The sequence below is a fragment of the Acidovorax sp. 1608163 genome, assembly GCF_003669015.1.
GTDB lineage: Bacteria > Pseudomonadota > Gammaproteobacteria > Burkholderiales > Burkholderiaceae_C > Acidovorax.
In genome coordinates this window covers 567,019-585,234 of sequence record NZ_CP033069.1, presented here as the reverse complement: position 1 = coordinate 585,234, position 18,216 = coordinate 567,019, and the positions used below count along the sequence as shown (strand labels likewise).

16 protein-coding genes and 2 pseudogenes are annotated in these 18,216 nt (G+C 66.6%); 14 read left to right on the top strand and 4 right to left on the bottom strand.

Translation table 11 applies throughout. The annotated features are described in order from the left end of the window. Window positions 1-37: 37 nt before the first annotated feature. Window positions 38-271, top strand: coding sequence for a hypothetical protein (locus EAG14_RS02625; protein ID WP_099656798.1), 234 nt, complete (start codon window positions 38-40; stop codon window positions 269-271). Window positions 272-435: 164 nt separating this feature from the next. Here the strand turns inward: EAG14_RS02625 and EAG14_RS02620 are convergent, their stop codons facing one another. After that, complete coding sequence (locus EAG14_RS02620; RefSeq protein WP_121727983.1) at window positions 436-1,938, bottom strand: PLP-dependent aminotransferase family protein; 1,503 nt, start codon at window positions 1,936-1,938, stop codon at window positions 436-438. A 150-nt stretch (window positions 1,939-2,088) separates the two neighbouring features. Between EAG14_RS02620 and EAG14_RS02615 the strand changes: the two are divergent. The 12 genes and pseudogenes from EAG14_RS02615 to EAG14_RS02565 all read left to right on the top strand — a co-directional run bounded on the left by EAG14_RS02615 (window position 2,089) and on the right by EAG14_RS02565 (window position 12,045). After that, window positions 2,089-2,702: pseudogene (locus EAG14_RS02615) on the top strand (LysE family translocator). After that, entirely contained in the window at window positions 2,699-3,649 is a 951-nt protein-coding gene (locus EAG14_RS02610) for a DMT family transporter (RefSeq protein WP_121727982.1), read from the top strand. The pseudogene EAG14_RS02615 and the gene EAG14_RS02610 overlap by 4 nt, the downstream one beginning before the upstream one ends. Then, window positions 3,646-3,974, top strand: a pseudogene (locus tag EAG14_RS02605) (DHCW motif cupin fold protein). Before EAG14_RS02610 ends, EAG14_RS02605 begins: the two are co-directional and overlap by 4 nt. Before the next feature lie 91 nt (window positions 3,975-4,065). After that, window positions 4,066-5,271 (top strand): PLP-dependent aminotransferase family protein, encoded by a 1,206-nt coding sequence (locus EAG14_RS02600; protein WP_121727981.1) that lies wholly within the window; start codon window positions 4,066-4,068, stop codon window positions 5,269-5,271. A 6-nt stretch (window positions 5,272-5,277) separates the two neighbouring features. Further along, the gene (locus EAG14_RS02595; RefSeq protein WP_099656803.1) at window positions 5,278-5,904 is read left to right on the top strand and encodes a glutathione S-transferase family protein; all 627 of its coding nucleotides are present in this window, start codon (window positions 5,278-5,280) and stop codon (window positions 5,902-5,904) included. A 21-nt stretch (window positions 5,905-5,925) separates the two neighbouring features. Then, window positions 5,926-6,795, top strand: a complete 870-nt coding sequence (locus EAG14_RS02590) for a PhzF family phenazine biosynthesis protein (protein WP_121727980.1) — start codon at window positions 5,926-5,928, stop codon at window positions 6,793-6,795. Window positions 6,796-6,928: 133 nt separating this feature from the next. After that, window positions 6,929-7,831 carry a PhzF family phenazine biosynthesis protein gene (locus tag EAG14_RS02585; RefSeq protein WP_121727979.1) on the top strand — a complete coding sequence of 301 codons (903 nt, stop codon included), beginning with the start codon at window positions 6,929-6,931 and terminating at the stop codon, window positions 7,829-7,831. Beyond that, on the top strand, window positions 7,828-8,541 hold the full coding sequence (locus EAG14_RS02580) for a VOC family protein (RefSeq protein WP_121727978.1): 714 nt from the start codon (window positions 7,828-7,830) through the stop codon (window positions 8,539-8,541). The genes EAG14_RS02585 and EAG14_RS02580 overlap by 4 nt, the downstream gene beginning before the upstream one ends. Window positions 8,542-8,543: 2 nt before the next feature. Continuing rightward, the gene (locus tag EAG14_RS02575) at window positions 8,544-9,185 is read left to right on the top strand and encodes a LysE family translocator (RefSeq protein ID WP_121727977.1); all 642 of its coding nucleotides are present in this window, start codon (window positions 8,544-8,546) and stop codon (window positions 9,183-9,185) included. Further along, the gene (locus EAG14_RS02570; protein ID WP_121727976.1) at window positions 9,182-10,210 is read left to right on the top strand and encodes a threonine dehydratase; all 1,029 of its coding nucleotides are present in this window, start codon (window positions 9,182-9,184) and stop codon (window positions 10,208-10,210) included. Before EAG14_RS02575 ends, EAG14_RS02570 begins: the two co-directional genes overlap by 4 nt. Then, entirely contained in the window at window positions 10,125-11,306 is a 1,182-nt protein-coding gene (locus EAG14_RS22620) for a hypothetical protein (protein ID WP_162995890.1), read from the top strand. Before EAG14_RS02570 ends, EAG14_RS22620 begins: the two co-directional genes overlap by 86 nt. 67 nt (window positions 11,307-11,373) lie before the next feature. Continuing rightward, a complete protein-coding gene (locus EAG14_RS02565; protein ID WP_121727975.1) occupies window positions 11,374-12,045 on the top strand; it encodes a histidine phosphatase family protein in 672 nt (223 codons plus the stop codon). 1,028 nt (window positions 12,046-13,073) lie between these two features. On the opposite strand, the gene EAG14_RS02560 is transcribed toward EAG14_RS02565, so the two are convergent. From EAG14_RS02560 to EAG14_RS02550, 3 genes are all read right to left on the bottom strand, one after another. Further along, window positions 13,074-14,576, bottom strand: a complete 1,503-nt coding sequence (locus EAG14_RS02560) for a PepSY domain-containing protein (RefSeq protein WP_121727974.1) — start codon at window positions 14,574-14,576, stop codon at window positions 13,074-13,076. A gap of 2 nt (window positions 14,577-14,578) precedes the next feature. Further along, window positions 14,579-16,675 carry a TonB-dependent receptor gene (locus EAG14_RS02555; protein ID WP_121727973.1) on the bottom strand — a complete coding sequence of 699 codons (2,097 nt, stop codon included), beginning with the start codon at window positions 16,673-16,675 and terminating at the stop codon, window positions 14,579-14,581. A 208-nt stretch (window positions 16,676-16,883) separates the two neighbouring features. Next, window positions 16,884-17,270, bottom strand: coding sequence for a DUF2946 family protein (locus EAG14_RS02550; RefSeq protein ID WP_121727972.1), 387 nt, complete (start codon window positions 17,268-17,270; stop codon window positions 16,884-16,886). Window positions 17,271-17,655: 385 nt separating this feature from the next. Between EAG14_RS02550 and EAG14_RS02545 the strand changes: the two genes are divergently transcribed. Continuing rightward, complete coding sequence (locus EAG14_RS02545) at window positions 17,656-18,120, top strand: DUF1203 domain-containing protein (protein ID WP_162995889.1); 465 nt, start codon at window positions 17,656-17,658, stop codon at window positions 18,118-18,120. Window positions 18,121-18,216 lie beyond the last annotated feature (96 nt).

Genomic DNA, 18,216 nt, shown 5'->3' with positions numbered 1-18,216 from the left:
CTTTCTCACAATCGGTGTTTGCTGAAAGGAGCACACCATGAACTTTGCCAAAGCGGCTGCGCTTTCGTTGACTTTGCTGGCCTCGGGGGCCTGGGCGCAGCCTGCGGGCGGCCCACCTGGGGGTGATCGGCCGCCGATGAGTGCGGAGCTGAAGGCTGCGTTTGAAGCCTGCCAGGCGCAGGGCAAGCCGGGCGATGCGGCGTTTGAGGCGTGCATGACGGCCAAGGGTTTCAAAAAGCCCGAGGGGGCGCCCAAGCCGCCATCGCAGTGACGCGTTGAAAGGGGCCATCAGCCGTTGTCCCCATTTCGACTTCAACGCTCTGTCAAAGCCCCGCACCTGCGGGGCTTTTTTGTGGATGGGGTATGGGCCCAGGGGTGATGGATGGGCGCTGACCTACGCCTCCTCTCCCGTTTATCACCGATGACCCATCGCAACTATTTCATGGCCGCCACCACGTGCTGGTAGGTCTGCCAAAAGGCGGCCTCCTGCGTGGTGGCGAAGTTGATGCGCATGAGGGTGCTGGGTTTGCGCTCGGCGTGGAACAGGGCACCGGGGGCGAGCAGGTAGCCTTCGTCCAGCATGCGCTGGGCCAAGGCGTCGGTGTCCACGCCGGTGTCCACCCAGCCGAACAGACCCACGGGCTCTGCTGCGAAGGTGCAGCCCGCCTGCAGGGCCAGCTTGACGCTGCGCGAGCGGGCAGCGTCAAGCCGGGTGCGGATGCGCTCTGAATGGCGGCGCAGCTGGCCTTGTTCGATGCACAGGGCCAGGGCTTTTTCTAGCAGCGCGGGGGTGGTGAGGGTGGCCAGCAGCTTGGTGTCGAGCAAGGGCTCGATCAGCCCTGGCGGCGCAGCCAGGAAGCCGATGCGCCAGTTGGGCGCGAGGATTTTGGCGAAGCCGCTGACGTAGATGGTGCGCTGCAGGCCGTCGAGCGCAGTGAGGCGCGTGGCGTGCTCGGGCGCAATGTGGCTGTAGGTGTCGTCTTCGACCACATGGAAGTTGTGCTGGTTGGCCAGCTGCAGCACGCGGTGCGCGCTGCCGGGCGACAGGCAATACCCCGTGGGGTTGTGGAACACGCTCACGCTCACGTACAGCTTGGGCTTGTGCACTTCGCAGTAGCGGGCCATCACCTCCAGATCGGGCCCATCGGCGCGGCGCGGCACGGGCAGGATGTGCATGCCCAAGGCGGCCAGCCGCGCAAACTCCACCGCCCAGCCGGGCTCTTCCACCATGACCGGGTCGCCCGGGCGCAGCAGGGTGCGGCTGACGATGTCAAGCGCGTGCGTGGCCCCCACCGTGGTGATGATGTGCTCGGGCACCGTGTGCACGTTGAGGGTGGAGAGCTTTTTGGCCAGCAGGCGGCGCAGGCCCGCATCACCCAGTGGCTCACCGTATTGCAGTGAGAAGTCTTGCAGGCTGCGCGAGTGGGTGACCTTGCGCACGGCGGCGGGCATGAAGGTGGACTCCAGCCACGCGGGCGGAAACACGCCCATGCCGGGCTGCGGCTTGTCGCTGATCTTGTGGAACATGCCACGGATGAGGGCAGTGGCATTCACCGGCGACACCCCTGGCGCCGCACGCCCGGCGGCCCGGGCGGCAAACCAGTGGGCGGTGCTCCAGTTGGCGGCAGAGCTTTCCAGCGCCAGGTCCACCGCCGCCGCATCCACGCCGTCGGCATCGGCTGCGTCCCGCATGGCATCGGTGGCGCGGCCGTTCTCGCGCACAAAAAAGCCGCGGTTCTTGCGCGCTTCGACCAGCCCTTGCGCCAGCAATTGGTCGTACGCAGACACCACGGTGGAGGGACTGACCCCGTTTTGCTGCGCGCACTGGCGCACCGAGGGCAAGCGCGCGCCGGGGGCAAGCAGCCGGTTGCGGATGCGCTCGGCAAACCGGGCCGAGAGTTGCTCGGTGAGCGACTGAGTGGACGACTTCATCAGCATAGGGTTATCCCGAACGCAGGGGTTTGTGTACTGTTCTACCGGGCAATACAGATTGAAAAGTGCGCTGACTGTCTGTACTGGTTGTGTATTGGTTCGCAAGATTACATTGAATGTCCGTTCCCGACAACAAGACCTTCCCTGCCCCACCCCATGAGCGCCGCCGAACTCACCGCCCTGCTGCTGTTTTGCACCGCCATGAGCTTTTCTCCGGGGCCCAACACCACCTTGTCGACCGCACTGGCCGCCAACCTGGGCTTGGCCCGCGCATTGCGCTTTTGCCTGGCCGTGCCCACGGGCTGGACTCTGCTGATGCTGGCCAGCGGACTGGGCCTGGGCGCCCTGATCACCGGGGTGCCCGCACTGCGCTGGGCCGTGACCTTGCTGGGGTGGCCTACATGCTGTGGCTGGCGGCCAAGCTGGCCCGCGCCGGGCAGATGAGCACCGTGGATGCTTCGCGCCTGCAGGTCACCTTCTGGCAAGGGGTGGGGCTGCAGTTTGTGAACATCAAGGCCTGGATGCTGGCGCTCACCCTGTCGGCAGGCTGGGTGGTCAACGCGGCCGGGCAGCCCGCCACCAACCCGGGCGAGCGGCTGGCCATCATCTGCGCGGTGATGATGGTGTTCGCCTTCACCAGCAACTTTGTGTATGCGCTGGTGGGATCGCTGCTGCGGCAGTGGCTGGCGCAGGGCACACGCCTGCTGTGGTTCAACCGCACGCTGGCCCTGGTGCTGGTGCTCACCGCCACCTGGATGCTCACCCTATGAACGCCGCCCAAGAAAAAGAAGCCCTGCTGTGGGGCATGGTGGGCATCACGCTGTTTGCCGCCACGCTGCCCATGACACGGCTGGCCGTGGGCACCACCGCGCTGCCCCAGCTCTCGCCCTGGTTCGTCACCTTTGGCCGGGCCGCGGTGGCGGGCGTGCTGTCCATCGGCTACCTGCTGTGGCAGCGCGCGCAGGGGCGGCTGAAGTGGCCCGTGCGGGCCGAATGGCCGCTGCTGGCGGTCACGGCGTTTGGGGTCATCGTGGGGTTTCCGCTGTTTCTGGCACTGGCGCTGCGGCATGTGCCCAGCACGCACGGGGCCGTGGTCACGGCGCTGCTGCCGCTGTCTACCGCCGTGTTGGGCGCGCTGTGGTTTCGCCAGCGGCCCTCCAAAGGTTTTTGGGCTTGCGCCGTGGTGGGCAGCGGCCTGGTGCTGGGCTTCATGGTGTGGCGCGCGGGCGGCATCTATCTGGGCGCGGCCAACATCTACCTCTTGATTGCCATGACCACGGGCGCACTGGGCTACATCGGCGGGGCGCGCCTCACACCCCGCCTGGGGGCCGAGCAGGTGATTTGCTGGGTGCTGGTGTGCAGCCTGCCGCTCACGCTGCCGGTGGCGGCCTGGTTTGCGCCCAGCCATGCCACCGAGATCCGCGCCACCAGCTGGATGGGCTTTGTCTATGTCTCGCTGTTTTCGATGTGGATCGGCTTTTTTGCCTGGTACCGCGCCCTGGCGCTGGGTGCCGTGCGGGTGAGCCAGATCCAGCTGATCCAACCGTTTTTGAGCCTGCTGTTTGCCGTGCCCCTGGCCGGTGAGCGGCTGGACGCCACCACACTGGTGTTTGCCCTGACCGTGATCGCCACGGTGTACGTGGGCAAGAAGATGCCCATCGCCTCCCACCCCGCCCCTGCCACCACCGCCAAAACTACTGCCACAAAGCCCGCATGAAGCTCAACCACATCCCCTTTGCCACCACCGACTGGGCCGCCCTGCCCGCGAAGAAAAAAGCGCACAGGCGGGCCAAGCCTTCTGGCGCACGCAGCAGTTTGGCGACGTGCGCGTGCGCATGGTCGAGTACACGCCGGGCTACGTCTCTGACCACTGGTGCACCAAAGGCCACGTGCTGCTGTGCCTGAGCGGCGAGCTGCACACTGAACTGCAAGATGGCCGCCAGTTCACCCTCAAGCCCGGTATGAGTTACCAGGTGGCGGACAATGCGGAACCACACCGGTCCACCGCACCACAGGGGGCTACCCTGTTTGTGGTGGACTAAACCCCGGCGCCGTTTTGTACGGGTTTTTGATTTTTTCTGATGACTTTGCAATGTTGGGTGGACACCTGCGCACACCCCTAGGAGAACGAGAGTGAAACTGAACGACCTTCCACAGACCAGCACCTGGACCCTGGCACGCCGTGCCGAGCGCATGAACCCCTCGGTCATCCGCGAAATCCTGAAGGTCACGGAAAAGCCCGGCATCATCAGCCTGGCCGGTGGCCTGCCCTCGCCCAAGACCTTCCCGGTATCGGCCTTTGCCGAAGCCTCGGCCGCCGTGCTGGCCAACGACGGCCCGGCCGCCCTGCAATACGCCGCCAGCGAAGGCTTTGCCCCGCTGCGCCAGGCGATTGCCGACTTCCTGCCCTGGGATGTGGATGCTGACCAGGTGCTGATCACCACCGGCTCGCAGCAGGCACTGGACCTGATTGCCAAGGTGCTGATCGACGAAAACAGCCGCGTGCTGGTCGAAACCCCCACCTACCTGGGCGCGCTGCAAGCCTTCACCCCCATGGAGCCCGCCGTGGTGTCCGTGGCCAGCGATGATGAAGGCGTGCTCATCGACGACCTGAAAGCCAAGGTGGGCACCGGTGCCGACAAGGCACGCTTTCTGTACGTGCTGCCCAACTTCCAGAACCCCACCGGCCGCACCATGAGCGATGCGCGCCGCGCTGCGCTGGTCAAGGCAGCTGCCGAGCTGAACCTGCCGCTGGTGGAAGACAACCCCTACGGCGACCTGTGGTTTGACAACCCACCACCCGCACCGCTCACGGCCCGCAACCCCGAGGGCTGCATCTACATGGGCTCGTTCTCCAAGGTGCTGGCCCCTGGCCTGCGCCTGGGCTTTGTGGTGGCACCCAAGGCGGTGTACCCCAAGCTGCTGCAAGCCAAGCAGGCGGCCGACCTGCACACGCCCGGCTACAACCAGCGCCTGGTGGCCGAGGTGATGAAGGGCAACTTCCTGGACCGCCATGTGCCCACCATCCGCGCGCTGTACAAGCAGCAGTGCGAGGCCATGCTGGCCGCCTTGACCCAGGAAATGGCGGGCCTGGACGTGCACTGGAACCGCCCCGACGGCGGCATGTTCCTGTGGGTGCGCCTGCCAGAAGGCATGAGCGCCATCGAGCTGTTGCCCAAGGCGGTAGAGCGCAACGTGGCCTTTGTGCCCGGTGCAGCCTTCTATGCCGACAACGCCGACCAGCGCACGCTGCGCCTGTCGTTTGTCACGTCCACGGCAGAGCAAATTGCCACCGGCATCGCCGCACTCGCCGCCGCGATCCGCGAGCACAAGGGCTGATCCAACATGCTGAGACTGTGGGGGCGCCTGTCGTCCATCAATGTGCGCAAAGTGGTGTGGGCTGCGCAAGAGCTGGGCCTGCCCCTGCAGCGCACCGACGCGGGCGGACAGTTTGGCCTGGTGCGCGAGGCCGACTATCTGCAACGCAACCCCAACGGCCTGGTGCCGCTGATGGAAGACGACGACACCGGCTTGGTGCTGTGGGAGTCGAACGCCATCGTGCGCTATCTGTGCGCCCGGCATGCGCCCGGCAAGTTCTACCCCGAGGAGTTGCCCGCCCGCTTTGTGGCCGAGCAGTGGATGGACTGGCAACAGACCACCCTCAACCCCGCCGGGCGCGATGCCTTCATCCAGTGGATACGCACACCCGTGGCGCAGCGCAACAGCGCGCTGATTGCGGCCTCGGTGGCCGCCACCGAGCCTCTGCTGGACATGCTGGAGCAGCACCTGTCCACCCACCCGTTCATGGCGGGCGAGCGTTTCACTATGGCCGACATCCCCGTGGGCTGTGAGCTGCACCGCTGGTGGGGCCTGCCGCAAGAGCGGCCCGCACGCCCGGCGCTGGAGCGCTGGTACCGCACCGTCAGCACCCGTGCTGGCGCGCGGGGGGTGCTAGACCAACCCCTGGCCTGACCGAAGGGAAGGCCACCGGCCATGTACCCGCGCCCATTCAAGCAAATTGACGTGTTCAGCAACCGCCCTGGCGACGGCAATGCCCTGGCCGTGGTGATCGATGCCAGCAACCTGACGGACACCGCCATGCAGCGCTTTGCGGCCTGGACGAACCTGTCGGAGACCACGTTTTTGCTGCCCCCCACCGAGGCCGCGCGCGCCGCAGGGGCGGACTACCGCGTGCGCATCTTCACCCCCGGCTACGAGCTGCCGTTTGCAGGCCACCCCACACTGGGCAGCTGCCACGCCTGGCTGCAGGCGGGCAACACACCGCGTGAGGAAGGGCTGGTGGTGCAAGAGTGCGGCGCCGGGCTGGTGCGCATCCGCCTGCAGGACGACGGCAGCATGGCCTTTGCCGCACCGCCCCTGGTGCGCGGCCCCGCCAGCCCCGCGCTGGTGCCCCTGATTGCGAGTGCGCTGGGCCTCAAGCCCTCGCAGATCCGCGCCAGCCAGATGCTGGACAACGGCCCCGTGTGGCTGGGCCTGCTGCTGGACAGCGCCGCCACCGTGCGCAGCCTGCGCCCGGACCACGCCCGCCTCAAGGACCTGGGCCAAGACGTGGGCGTGATCCACGTCACCCCCGATGCGGGCGACGACCCCGATCGCCCCTGCGCCGTGGTGCGCGCCTTTGCCGCCCCCATGGGCAACAACGAGGACCCCGCCACCGGCAGCCTCAATGCCAGCCTGGCCCAGTGGCTGATTGCCGAGGGCCTGGCCCCCACCCATTACCTCGCGTCCCAGGGCGAAAGCCTGGGCCGCGCCGCACGCATCCGCATCGCGCAAGACAGCCACGCCCAGGTGTGGGTGGGCGGCCACGCGGTGACCTGTATCGAAGGCACGGTGCTGATGTGAGCGGCCCCCGACAACCCATTTTCTGACCCGCTGCGGTGCGCAGGCATGGCCCCAGGCCAGCCCCCGGCGTGCGCACACCGCCCTCTTTTTTTGACGTTTCCAGTTTCACGTTTCACCGCAACCAGGAGAGCCCATGCACCACCGCCCCTTCCAACAAGTCGATGTGTTCACCGTCACCGCCTACCGTGGCAACCCGCTGGCCGTGGTGCTGGACGGCACGGGCCTGTCCACCGAGGCCATGCAGGCGTTCACGAACTGGACCAACCTCTCTGAAGCCACCTTCGTGCTGCCCCCCACGCCCGAAGGCCGCGCTGCTGGCGCCGACTACCGCGTGCGCATCTTCTGCCCTGGGCGTGAGCTGCCGTTTGCCGGCCACCCCACGCTGGGCACCTGCCATGCGTGGCTGAAGGCGGGCGGCCGGCCCCAGGTGGCGGGCAAGGTGGTGCAGGAATGCGGTGTGGGCCTGGTCACGCTGCGCCAGCAAGGCGAGCAACTGGCCTTTGCCGCGCCCCCCTTGATCAAGAGCGGCCCCCTGGCGGAAGAGGACGTGGTGCTGATCGCACGCGGCCTGGGCGTGGCGCGCAGCGACATCCTGCACCACGCCTGGTGCGACAACGGCCCCAACTGGCGCGGCGTGATGCTGCGCAGCAGCGAGCAGGTGCTGGCACTGCAGCCCAACGCCAGCGTGCTGGGCCAGCTGGATGTGGGCGTGGTGGGACCTACAGCAGGAAGCGGCGCCTCCGCGCCGCGTGGCAAGGTCGGCGTGGTAGGCAGCACCGATGCCGATGGCATCGCCTTTGAAGTGCGCGCCTTTTTCCCTGGCAACAACGGCCTGGCCGAAGACCCCGTGACCGGCAGCCTGAACGCTGCGCTGGCGCAGTGGCTGATCGGCGCAGGCCTCGCCCCCGCGCAGTACGTGGCCAGCCAGGGCACCTGCCTGGGCCGCGCCGGGCGCGTGTATGTGGAGCAAGACGGCGACACCATCTGGGTGGGCGGCAGCAGCGTGACCTGCGTGTCGGGCGAGGTGCTGCTATGACAGCGAACCCCTTGGCCCCTTGCGTAGACCATTTGGTCGTGCTGGCTGCCGACCTGGCCAGCGGCGTAGCCTGGTGCGAGCGCACGCTGGGCATCACGCCCACGGCCGGTGGCGAGCACCCGCTGATGGGCACGCACAACCGCATCGTCAACATCAGCAGCCCCGCGCACCCACGCGCCTACCTGGAGGTCATTGCTATCAATCCAGGAGCTACCAGCGCTCGACCAGCGGGCGCTAGACGCTGGTTTGATATGGATGATCCCACGCTGCAGGCGCAGGTGGCGCGCCACGGCCCGCAGCCCATCCACTGGGTGGCCAGCGTGCCCGACGTGGCCGAGCGGTGCGCCGCCCTGGAGGCGCTGGACATGGACCGTGGCCCCATCCTCACCGCCAGCCGCCCCACGCCGAACGGCCTGCTGCAGTGGCAGATCACCGTGCGCGACGACGGCCTGCGCCTGATGGACGGCTGCCTGCCCACCCTCATCCAATGGGGCGCCGTGCACCCTTGCGACAGCCTGCCTGCCAGCGGTGTGCAGCTGCAGCAGCTCACGCTGCAGCACCCGCAGGCGGCCACATTGCAAGCGGCGTGCGCAGCCATCGGGATAGGCACCGGCGTCGCCATCACCCCCGGCGATGCACCGCGCCTCACTGCGCAGCTCGTCACCCCACGCGGGACTGTGGCCATCACATCCTTCACCCCGGAGACCTGACCATGCTGTTTTCGCCGCAAGAACTGCTGCTTTTCGCGCTCGCCGCCCTCGTGCTGGTGCTCACGCCCGGCCCCAACATGGTGTACTGCGTCTCGCGCAGCCTCACCCAGGGGCCGCGTGCCGGGCTCATTTCGCTGACCGGGGTGGTGCTGGGCTTTGTCGTGCACCTGCTGGCGGCGGCGCTGGGCCTCACCACGCTGCTGGCCGCCGTGCCGCTGGCGTTTGACGCCATCCGCTACGCCGGTGCCGCCTACCTGCTGTGGATGGCCTGGCAGGCCGTCAAACCGGGTGGCGCCGCACCGTTTGAAGCGCGCAACCTGCCGCACGACAGCCCGCGCACGCTGTTCCTCATGGGGTTCATGACCAATCTGCTCAACCCCAAGGTCGCGATGTTCTACCTGTCGTTCTTCCCACAATTCCTGCACCCCGAGCGCGGCCAGCTGCTGCTGCAGAGCCTCACGCTCGGCGCGGTGCAGATCAGCACCAGCGCCGCCGTGAACGCCCTGCTGGTGCTGGGCGCCGCCCGCGTGGCCCTGTTCCTCAACCGCAACGCCGCATGGATGCGCGCCCAGCGCTACTTCATGGGCACCGTCCTCGGTCTGCTCGCCCTCAAACTGTTGACTGAAAAGAAAGCCGTCGCATGAACGCCCGCCTCGACATCGCATCCCTGCTGCCCACCCTGGCCGACATCGAAGCCGCCGCCCAGGTCGTGTACCGCGACTTCGCCGCTACGCCCCAGTACCGCTGGGGCCTGCTCAGCCAGCGCCTGGGCACCGACTGCTGGCTCAAGCACGAGAACCACACGCCCGTGGGCGCGTTCAAGATCCGGGGTGGCCTGACCTACTTTGACCAGCTCGCCCAGCGCGGCGCACTGCCCGCCGAGGTCATCAGCGCCACACGCGGCAACCACGGCCAAAGCATGGGCTGGGCCGCGCGCCGCCACGGCGTCGCCTGCACCATCGTCGTGCCGCGCGGCAACTCGGTGGAGAAGAACGCCGCCATGCGCGCGCTGGGCGTCACGCTCATCGAACACGGCGACGACTTTCAGGAAGCCCGCGAGCATGCGATCGGCCTGTCTGCCCAGCGCGGCGCCCACATGGTGCCCAGCTTTCACCCCGACCTGCTGCGGGGCGTGAGCACCTACTGGTGGGAATTTTTGCGCGCCGTGCCGCAGCTCGATGTGGTGTACGTGCCCATCGGCCAGGGCTCGGGCGCGTGCTCGGCCATCGCCGCCAAGCTGGCGCTGCAGCACCCCGTGCGCGTGGTCGGCGTGGTCAGCAGCCACGCCACCACCTATGCCGACTCGCTGGCCGCAGGCCGCGTGGTGGAGGCACCGGTGACCACCCAGCTGGCCGACGGCATGGCCTGCCGCGTGGCCGATGCCGAGGCCCTGGCCGTGCTGGCCCCGCACATCGACCGCATCGTGCAGGTGAGCGACGCCGAAGTGGCCGCCGCCATGCGCGCACTGTTCACTGATACGCACAACGTGGCGGAGGGCGCGGGCGCTGCCGCGCTGGCGGCTGCGCTGCAGGACAAAGATTTGCTGAAGGGCCAGGTGGTTGGACTGGCACTGAGCGGAGGGAATGTGGACGCCCAAATGTTTGCGTCTATCCTATCTGGCAATGGCGGGCCGCACGATCCAGTTGGGCGAGACAACCCGCATCACTGAACCCATTGAAAGGCTCCTCAAGATGACGGCTACTCCAACCTCCCGCACCACTGCTTTCAGCGCTGTGCTGATGCTCGCAGCGTTGATAAGTGCCTGTGGTGGCGGTAGCAACGCTTTGCCAGTGGCCGAACCAGAACCACCAACCCCGGCATTGCAACTGGTAGCGGGGTCTCTGGCCAGAGACTCTGCGGCGTGTGGCACGAAGGATGGCAGCGGCAGCGAAGCCAGGTTCACAGATGTTTACGCAATGACGGTGGGGCCCGACGGAACGATCTACGTCATCGAGCGCAACACCAGCAGCTTGAACCCATCCTGCCCTCGGTTGGATGTGCCGCTGCTGCGCGCAATCACACCAGAAGGAGTAGTTCGTACGCTTGCACGGGGCGATGTACCCGCGGACAACCAGCCTCTGAAGTCCTTTGCTCGTCCTACTGGTATCGCTGCCGATCTCAACGGGAATGTCTTCGTCAGCGACGGTCACACCGGCGCTGTGTTCGCCACCCCCGGGTATCCGGTTTTTCCCGCAGGCCAAGGAGCGGGCGTGTGGAAAGTCGCGAAAGATGGCACCGTGTCTATCTTTGCGGGCGTAGTGGGAGGCTCTGCTGGTCAACACGTCGACGGCACGGGGACCCAAGCCCGCTTTGTCCAAGCGAGCGCCATCTTCGTTGATCGAAGCGGGACACTGCACGTCTCAGACCGTGTCGCACGGCGAATTTCACCTCAAGGCGTGGTCACCACGGTGCCCGATGCGCCGCTTACGATCGCAGCAGATACCTCAGGAAACACCTACACGAGAACCACGAATGGTCTAGTGCAGGTCGAGACTGGTAAAACGCTCGCGAACCCCTTTGGGTACTCTGGCACCTTGGCTATCAGCGCTTCAGGACATGTGTACGGAGCTTCGCAATACAGCCCCCGCGTGGAACGTATAAGCAGCACTGGAGTCGCCACACCCATCGTCGGAAGCGGCTATGCAGGCAACGTGCTGCCGCTGGGACCTTTGCATCCGGTAGGCGCGATAGCTGTGGGCCCAAAAAATCAGTTGTACATCTTCAACGGCTACGGTCTGCAAGTCGTCAACAGTCTCCCGGAGTAGCACTATTGCCTGCTGCGCGTCGCACCTGCGACAAGCGCACGCCCCCACACGTCCGCACAATTGGGACATGGGAACCCTCTACCTCGTGCGCCATGGCCAGGCCTCGTTTGGCGCTGCAGACTATGACCAGCTCAGCCCCCTGGGCCGCCAGCAGGCCGTGCGCCTGGGCGAGCATTGGCGCGCACGTGGGCAGGGGTTTGATGCCGTCATCACCGGCACACTGCGCCGCCACACGCAAACGCTGGAGGGCATTGCCGAGGGCTTGCAGACCCAGCCCGAGGTGCTGCAGCTGCCCGGCCTCAATGAGTACGACAGCCACGCACTCATCAGTTCCATCCACCCGCAACCCCTGGGCCCAGCCGACACACCCGAGCGCTACCGCGCGCACTTTCGCATCCTATGTGACGCGCTGGCGCAGTGGATGGCGGGCGTCATCAGCCCCCAGGGCATGCCCACCTGGGACGAATTTGCAGGCGGCGTACGCGCCGCGCTCGACCATGTGCGCCACCACCACGCGGGCCAGAACGTGTTGCTGGTGAGCAGCGGCGGCCCCATCTCCACGGCGGTGGGCGAGGTGCTGGGCACCGCGCCTGAAGTGACGATCGCACTGAACATGCGCATTCGCAACAGCGCGGTGACAGAGTTCTCGATCTCGCCCAAACGGTTGATGCTGCAGACGTTCAATACCTTGCCGCATTTGAATGAGGTGGAGCATGTGGGGTGGGTGACGCATGCTTAATTTTTTTGAGTCTTTTAGGCCTCTATGGCTTTTCAAATAAGCGCAAGCAGCTATTAAATTGGTAGTGATTGAGCGGGGTGTCTCGGGGCATCTGCCCAGTTCGCCCCCCGCCCGTTCGGGCTGAGCCCGTCGAAGCCGGGGCTTGCTCGCTGATCTTGCGGCGTGCCTGATTTGAGGGCGGGTGCCGGGATGTGCCCCCGGCGGGGCACCTTCTTTTGGCGCAACCCGCTGCGCGGGTTGTCTTGCGCCGCCAAGGTGCGCTGCGCGCACGGGGCTCTCGTGTTGAAACACTCCAGCCCCAAAAGAAGGCAAAAGAAGGCGACCCCACTGTCTGCGTCCCTGCGCTGCGCTTCGGGCAACCCGCGGTGCTCGCGTCCAGCGGGGTCTCGCTCAAACTCGCTTCGTTTCACTGCGCTCAAACAGTCGCGAGCCCTGATCCGCTGGCCGCTGCGCTCCTCGGCGCATACAGAGGGGCTGGGCAGCCAACATCCATTCGGGCCATCGCTGCGCTCGGCACCACTTCGCGGGCGCATGCGCTCCGCGCTAGGCCTATCAGGTCGAGCGCAGCGACGACCCGAACGGCTGTTTGGATGTTCGGCTGTTTGGCTATCCACCCCCTGTGGCTGCGCCTGCGTCGGGGCGGTTGCGGGGTGGCATGGGCGTCGAAGCGCCCATGCTTCGTCATCTGACTCGCTGCGGCTGTTTGAACGGAGCTGCTACGCAGCGCAGTGAGTTCCGCAGCGCACCCCGCAACCGTCCCGACGCAGGTTTGCCCCTTTGCAAAGCGAAGGGGTCGCAGACTTGGGGTCGCCTTCTTTTGCCTTCTTTTCTTGGCGACGCAAGAAAAGAAGGTGCCCCGCCGGGGGCACATCCCGGCACCCGCCCTCAGCAAAGGCATGCGTCCAAACCAACCAACGAGCCCTGGCTTCGACAGGCTCAGCCCGAACGGACAGGAAAGGCTCAGGGCATCACTACAAATTTCATAGCTGCTAGCGCTTACCAATAAAGCGCCAGAGCCCCAAAACACATCAAACCCTACGTCCCCAATTCACCACGCAAGCATCCACCGCTACCAGCACCACCATCGACACCCCCACCAGCGGAAACACCACCCCACCCACCGCCAGCACAACCACCACACCCACCAAAGCGCGACGCTGCACAGGCAACGGAGGCACACCCAGACCGCCCGCAGGCCGGCGCTTGAACCACATCACCGCGCCCGACACGCACAGCAGCACAATGCCCGCGCACACCGCCACCAGCAGCAGCTGGTTGGCCACGCCCCACTCCTGCCCCAGGTGGATGTTGATGCCCCACTCCAGCCAACGCCCCAGCGGGCCGTAGTCGGCGTACGACATGTCGAGCAGCGGCTGGCCGGTGAACTGGTCCAGGTGCACCACGCGCTGGCGGGCCAGGTCGTGCGGGTAGACGGAGGCGGTGAACACGCCCTGCGCGCCCTGGGGCGGGTTGACGGTGTAGCCGGGGGCCAGTTGCAGGCGCTGCACCTGGGCCATCACAGAGTCAATGTCCAGCGCAGCGCGTACAGAGCCAGACGTTGAGGGTGCAGGTTGCGCAGCCGCCCCCTCGCCATGCAGGGCGTGTGGGTTGTCTTCTGCCTCGGCATTGGTTTGGGGATGGGCTTGATGTGATTGGTGGTCTTCATGGCCTGCACCGCCCGGCTGCTGCGTGTACTGCAGCGTCCACGGCAGGTGCGCCGCATCTGCCAGGGGTTGGCCGGACATGGGCAACTGCACCCGCACGCCAGCCGGGTAGCCAAAGTTGTGGCCGTTCGCCCACGCATTGGCTTGGGCGCCCCACAGCACGGACCACGGCATGCCGGTGAAGGCGAGGAACAGCAGCCCCACGCCCACCACCAGCCCAGTCACCGCATGCAGATCGCGCCAGTACACGCGCTGGCGCGGGGTTCCGCGCACGCTGACCACGCCGCCCTTCGCCACTGCGCCCCGCCCACGCGGCCACCACAGGTACAGGCCGGTGAGCACCAGCAGAATCGCCCAGCCCGCCGCCATCTCGATGAAGCCACGCTGCACCGGGCCAAAGTATTTGAGGCTGTGCAGCTTGCGGATCGTCCAGCCCAGCGTGCCCCGATCGCTCAGGGTGCCCAGCACCTGGGCGTTGGCGGGGTTCAGGTACACGGCCACCTTGGCACCGTCGGCCGTGCGCACGCCCACCTCGGCAGATTGGCCCGGTGCGGCAGCGGGCGTGTACTTGAACCATGCCCCCTGCTGCGCTGCCAGGGCGGCGGCCAGAACGACGCTGTGCGGTGCTGGCTCGACCGCAGGCGCTGCGGGCAAAGGTACCGTCAGCAAGTCGGCGTGCACGCGCTGGTCGATGGCGTCGTGGTAGATGTAGAGCGCGCCCGTCACCACCAGCCAAATCAGCAGGGGCAGCACCAGCAGCCCGGCATAGAAGTGCCAGCGCCACACGGCGCGGTACAAGCTGCTGTGGGTCAGCGCATGGCCCGGCCCTGCCTGCCCATCGGCCTCAGAAGTAAGAGCGCGTGCCATGGTCAGAACTTCCAGTTCAGGCTGGCGTAGACGCTGCGGCCATCGCCGGGCGAGTAGCCGGACGAGCCGCTGTCGTACCACGCGTAGACATACTTGCGGCCCGTCACGTTCTTGAGCTGCACACCCACATCCAGCGTGGGTGACAAGCGCCAGGTGGCCCCCAGGTTGAGCAGCGCGTAGCCCCCGGTGCGGCCCAGGGTATTAGTGCGCTCCAGGTAGTAGTTGCCTTGCGCATTGGCCCAGGCGCTGAGCTTGAGCTGCGTGCTGGCCTGGTAGTCCACGCCCAGCGTGGCCAGGTAGTGCGGCACGTTTTCAATCTCTTTGCCGCGTGTGGCGGGGGCGCCGGGGTCGGGCTCCACAATGCGCGCGATTTGCGACGAGTAGCCCACCCAGCCGCTCCACTGCGCGTTCAGGCGTGCGTTGAGCTGCAGGTCCACGCCCTTGCGCAGGGTGCGGCCCACATTGCCCTGGCCGCCGGGGTCGGGCAGGCCGTTGACGCCCAGCACGCGGGCCACTTCACGGCTGGCGCGCTGCTCCCAGTAGGCCACGCGGGTTTCGATGCCTGCAGCAGGTTGCCACTTCACGCCCGCCTCCCAGCCATCGTTGAGCGATGGGTCCAGGTTGCGGCTTTGCGATGCGGTGCGGAAGCTGTCGATGCCGGTGCCGATCTGGAAGGTGCGGCCCCAGTTGGCGTACACGCTGGTGTCGGGCCGCACGGCGTAGGCCACGCTGATCTTGGGCTGGGTGATGGTGCCGTAGTCGTGCACGGGCGATGTGGTGTGGGTGAGCCCGTCGGTAAAACTGCCGTTCACGCGGTCCACGCGCAGCGCGGGAATGATCTTGAGTGCCTGCACCGGCTGCACCACGGCCTGCACGTAGGCGCCCCGGGTGTTCAGGTCAAAGTCCCAGTCGCGGATCTGCGAGGTGCGCGCCTGCTGCACGGTGCGGTAGCGCTGGGCAGCGTTGCCCTGCCACTGGGCGTCGAAGCCGCCTTCAAGCGTGAAGGCATGCGCCCACGCCACCTTGGGCCGCCAGGTCAGCGTGGTGATCAGGCCTTTGTGGGTTTCGTCGCCATCGCGCTCTTGCTGCACACCCGCTTCTGAAAAGCGCACAAAGCGCTGGTTCTCGTAGTGCTGGGTGTAGGCCTTGGCGGTCCAGGCCAGGTCGTTGGGCAGTTGCCCGTCCAGGTGCGCGCTCAGTTGCGTGGTCTCGCGTTCGCTGCGGTCCCACGCGGCGTAGGCGGGCGAGCTGCGCGGTGCGCGGGCGGCCTGCTCGGCCGTGAGGTAGCCGGATTCGAGCGCCTTGTTTTTGTAGTAACGGGCGATGACGCCCGCGCGCCACTGTCCGCCGTCGCTGGTGTAGAACCACTTGCCCGCCAGCGCCTTTTTGTCGGCATCGGCATGGTCGCGGTAGCCGTCGGATTCGCGGGTGGCCACAAAGTAGTTCTGGCTCCAGTTGCCGCTTTCAAAGCCCTTGGCCAGTTGCAACTCGCGCGTGCCGTAGCTGCCCAGCGTCACGCTGGCCTGGCCGTCGTTGCCGCCCTGGCGGGTGATGACGTTGGCATTGCCTGCGATGTTGTTCAGGCCGTAGCGCGGGTCGTTGGTTCCGCGCACGATCTCGATGGCATCGATGTCTAGCGGAAACACCGCGTCCAGAAACGGCATGCCGCCCGCGTTGTCGTTGCTGGGGATGCCATCGATCAGCAGCTTGACGGCGTTGACCCGGCCTTCGCCGTTGAAGCCGCGCATCGAAAAGCGCCCGGCGTCCGTGCCCTGTTTGAACTGGGTGACCTGCACGCCGGGGGCGCGGGCGAGCAGCTCCCAGCTGTAGTCCACATGCTGGTCTTGCAGCACGCTAGCGCCCAGGATATCGACCGAGCTGAACACATTGCGCACATTGAGCGCGCCCGAGGGGGCCGACTGCACGGTGATAGTGCCCAGCGTGAGGGCGGCGTCGTTGGCAGATTCGGGGACAGCGGTTTGGGCCCAGGCAGATGCAGCGAGCGAGGCGATGGCGGCGCCCACGGCGACAGCGATGAGGGAGCGGGCAGGCCGTGCAGGGCACGCAAAACGCACGCCCAAGGAAAGATAAGAAGACATGATTGGCAAAGGGTTCACAACGCGCCCCCGGCACGGCACACCTGCACGCGGCCCACTCCGCCCACGCCTGCGGCCCCACCAGGATCGCTACAGGCGCGCAACAAAGCCGGGCCCCATGGGCGGGCGGTCTCGGGATCAGCGCAAAAAGAATCGGATCAAGAACGGCGCACCGCAGGCGAACCAAGCGCCTGCCGCATGCACCCCAAAGTCAGACCGTTGTGAACCCCGGCGGCCCGCGCGCAGGCAGCGGCGCGCCGTGCCATGAGGCCGTGAACACCAGCGCCTGCCAAGGCACGGGCACAGGCTGCGCCGCCACACGGGGCACCGCCACGGGCGGCAGGCTGGGCGGGGGCGCTTGCAGCTGCAGGCACAGGGTGCAATCAAGCCCGTGCGGGCCCAGCGCTTGCTGGCGGGGCGTTGATGCATCGTCGCCCGCCGCGCTCACCACCACCAGCTTGACGGCGCCGGAGGCACCGCACACCAGCTCCAGCGACTGCGGGTGGATGAGCGGCGCCGCACCCGCCAGCCCGACCACGCCCAAAAACCACGCCAGCACCATGCGGGCGAGGAAGGGGGAGGTGCGCAGGCGGTGCATGCCGCAGATTATGGCGGGTGGCTGGGGGTTGCGGTGGGGCTACAAAGTGCAGGGGTGACGGAGATCAATTCAAAAGAATTTGGGCGCTAGCGCTTTGGAATCAAGCGCCAAAAGCTATCAACTTCATAGCAATCAGGCCAACCCGGGCCGCCGCCGTTTGGATGGAGCCTGTCGAAGCCGAGGCACGCGAAAAGACGGATTCGGCATGGGCACGCTCATGCCAAGGTCCAACCCCGCCAGTGCACCCAGTATCCACAGTGCACTCCTGTTCTGTCGCACCACCGCCGGGTGGGGCCGGGAAGGGCATGTCCGAAAGCAGCGCGCGTGGAACCCGCCGCCGCAGTGCAATGGCGGCTGTACCAACCACGACCGAAGAGGTGAAGCCATGAAACTGTCCGTACAGGGGATTCCGAGCGAGGTGGCACGGCGACTGCAAGCGGGCGGCGACGACGCGAATGGGCAAACGCCATTGCAAACCGTGGCCCAAGGCCAGGCCAACCCGTGCCGCCACTGCCTGCAACTGATCGCGCCCGGCGACGCCATGCGCGTTCTCTCTTACCGCCCCTTTGCCGGCTTGCAGCCTTATGCAGAAACGGGGCCGATCTTTTTGCATGCGCACGATTGCAAGCACTACCAAGCAGACCGGCTGCCCGACTGGTTTGCCTACCTGGACCCGGCCGTGATTCGCGGCTACGGGCACAACCACTGGATACGGTACGAAACGGGGGCCATCGTTGCGGGCAAGGAACTCACCGACAGGTGCCGCCAGATTCTGGCCGACCCCGAGGTCGCGTATGTGCACATCCGCTCCAAGTTCAATTGCTTCCAATGCCGTGTAGACCGGGGATGAAAGTGGCGCAGCTGCGCTTGGCGCTGGCACACGCGTCAGCCCGCTTGGTGCACTCTGGTTGCGCCAGGGCAGCCAGCAAACGCTATCAATTCAATA

Coding starts and splice junctions, on each gene's coding strand:
- EAG14_RS02625 (WP_099656798.1), top strand. CDS start 38: ATGAACTTTGCCAAAGCGGCTGCGCTTTCGTTGACTTTGCTGGCCTCG.
- EAG14_RS02620 (WP_121727983.1), bottom strand. CDS start 1,938: ATGCTGATGAAGTCGTCCACTCAGTCGCTCACCGAGCAACTCTCGGCC.
- EAG14_RS02610 (WP_121727982.1), top strand. CDS start 2,699: ATGAACGCCGCCCAAGAAAAAGAAGCCCTGCTGTGGGGCATGGTGGGC.
- EAG14_RS02595 (WP_099656803.1), top strand. CDS start 5,278: ATGCTGAGACTGTGGGGGCGCCTGTCGTCCATCAATGTGCGCAAAGTG.
- EAG14_RS02590 (WP_121727980.1), top strand. CDS start 5,926: ATGTACCCGCGCCCATTCAAGCAAATTGACGTGTTCAGCAACCGCCCT.
- EAG14_RS02585 (WP_121727979.1), top strand. CDS start 6,929: ATGCACCACCGCCCCTTCCAACAAGTCGATGTGTTCACCGTCACCGCC.
- EAG14_RS02580 (WP_121727978.1), top strand. CDS start 7,828: ATGACAGCGAACCCCTTGGCCCCTTGCGTAGACCATTTGGTCGTGCTG.
- EAG14_RS02575 (WP_121727977.1), top strand. CDS start 8,544: ATGCTGTTTTCGCCGCAAGAACTGCTGCTTTTCGCGCTCGCCGCCCTC.
- EAG14_RS02570 (WP_121727976.1), top strand. CDS start 9,182: ATGAACGCCCGCCTCGACATCGCATCCCTGCTGCCCACCCTGGCCGAC.
- EAG14_RS22620 (WP_162995890.1), top strand. CDS start 10,125: ATGTGGACGCCCAAATGTTTGCGTCTATCCTATCTGGCAATGGCGGGC.
- EAG14_RS02565 (WP_121727975.1), top strand. CDS start 11,374: ATGGGAACCCTCTACCTCGTGCGCCATGGCCAGGCCTCGTTTGGCGCT.
- EAG14_RS02560 (WP_121727974.1), bottom strand. CDS start 14,576: ATGGCACGCGCTCTTACTTCTGAGGCCGATGGGCAGGCAGGGCCGGGC.
- EAG14_RS02555 (WP_121727973.1), bottom strand. CDS start 16,675: ATGTCTTCTTATCTTTCCTTGGGCGTGCGTTTTGCGTGCCCTGCACGG.
- EAG14_RS02550 (WP_121727972.1), bottom strand. CDS start 17,270: ATGCACCGCCTGCGCACCTCCCCCTTCCTCGCCCGCATGGTGCTGGCG.
- EAG14_RS02545 (WP_162995889.1), top strand. CDS start 17,656: ATGAAACTGTCCGTACAGGGGATTCCGAGCGAGGTGGCACGGCGACTG.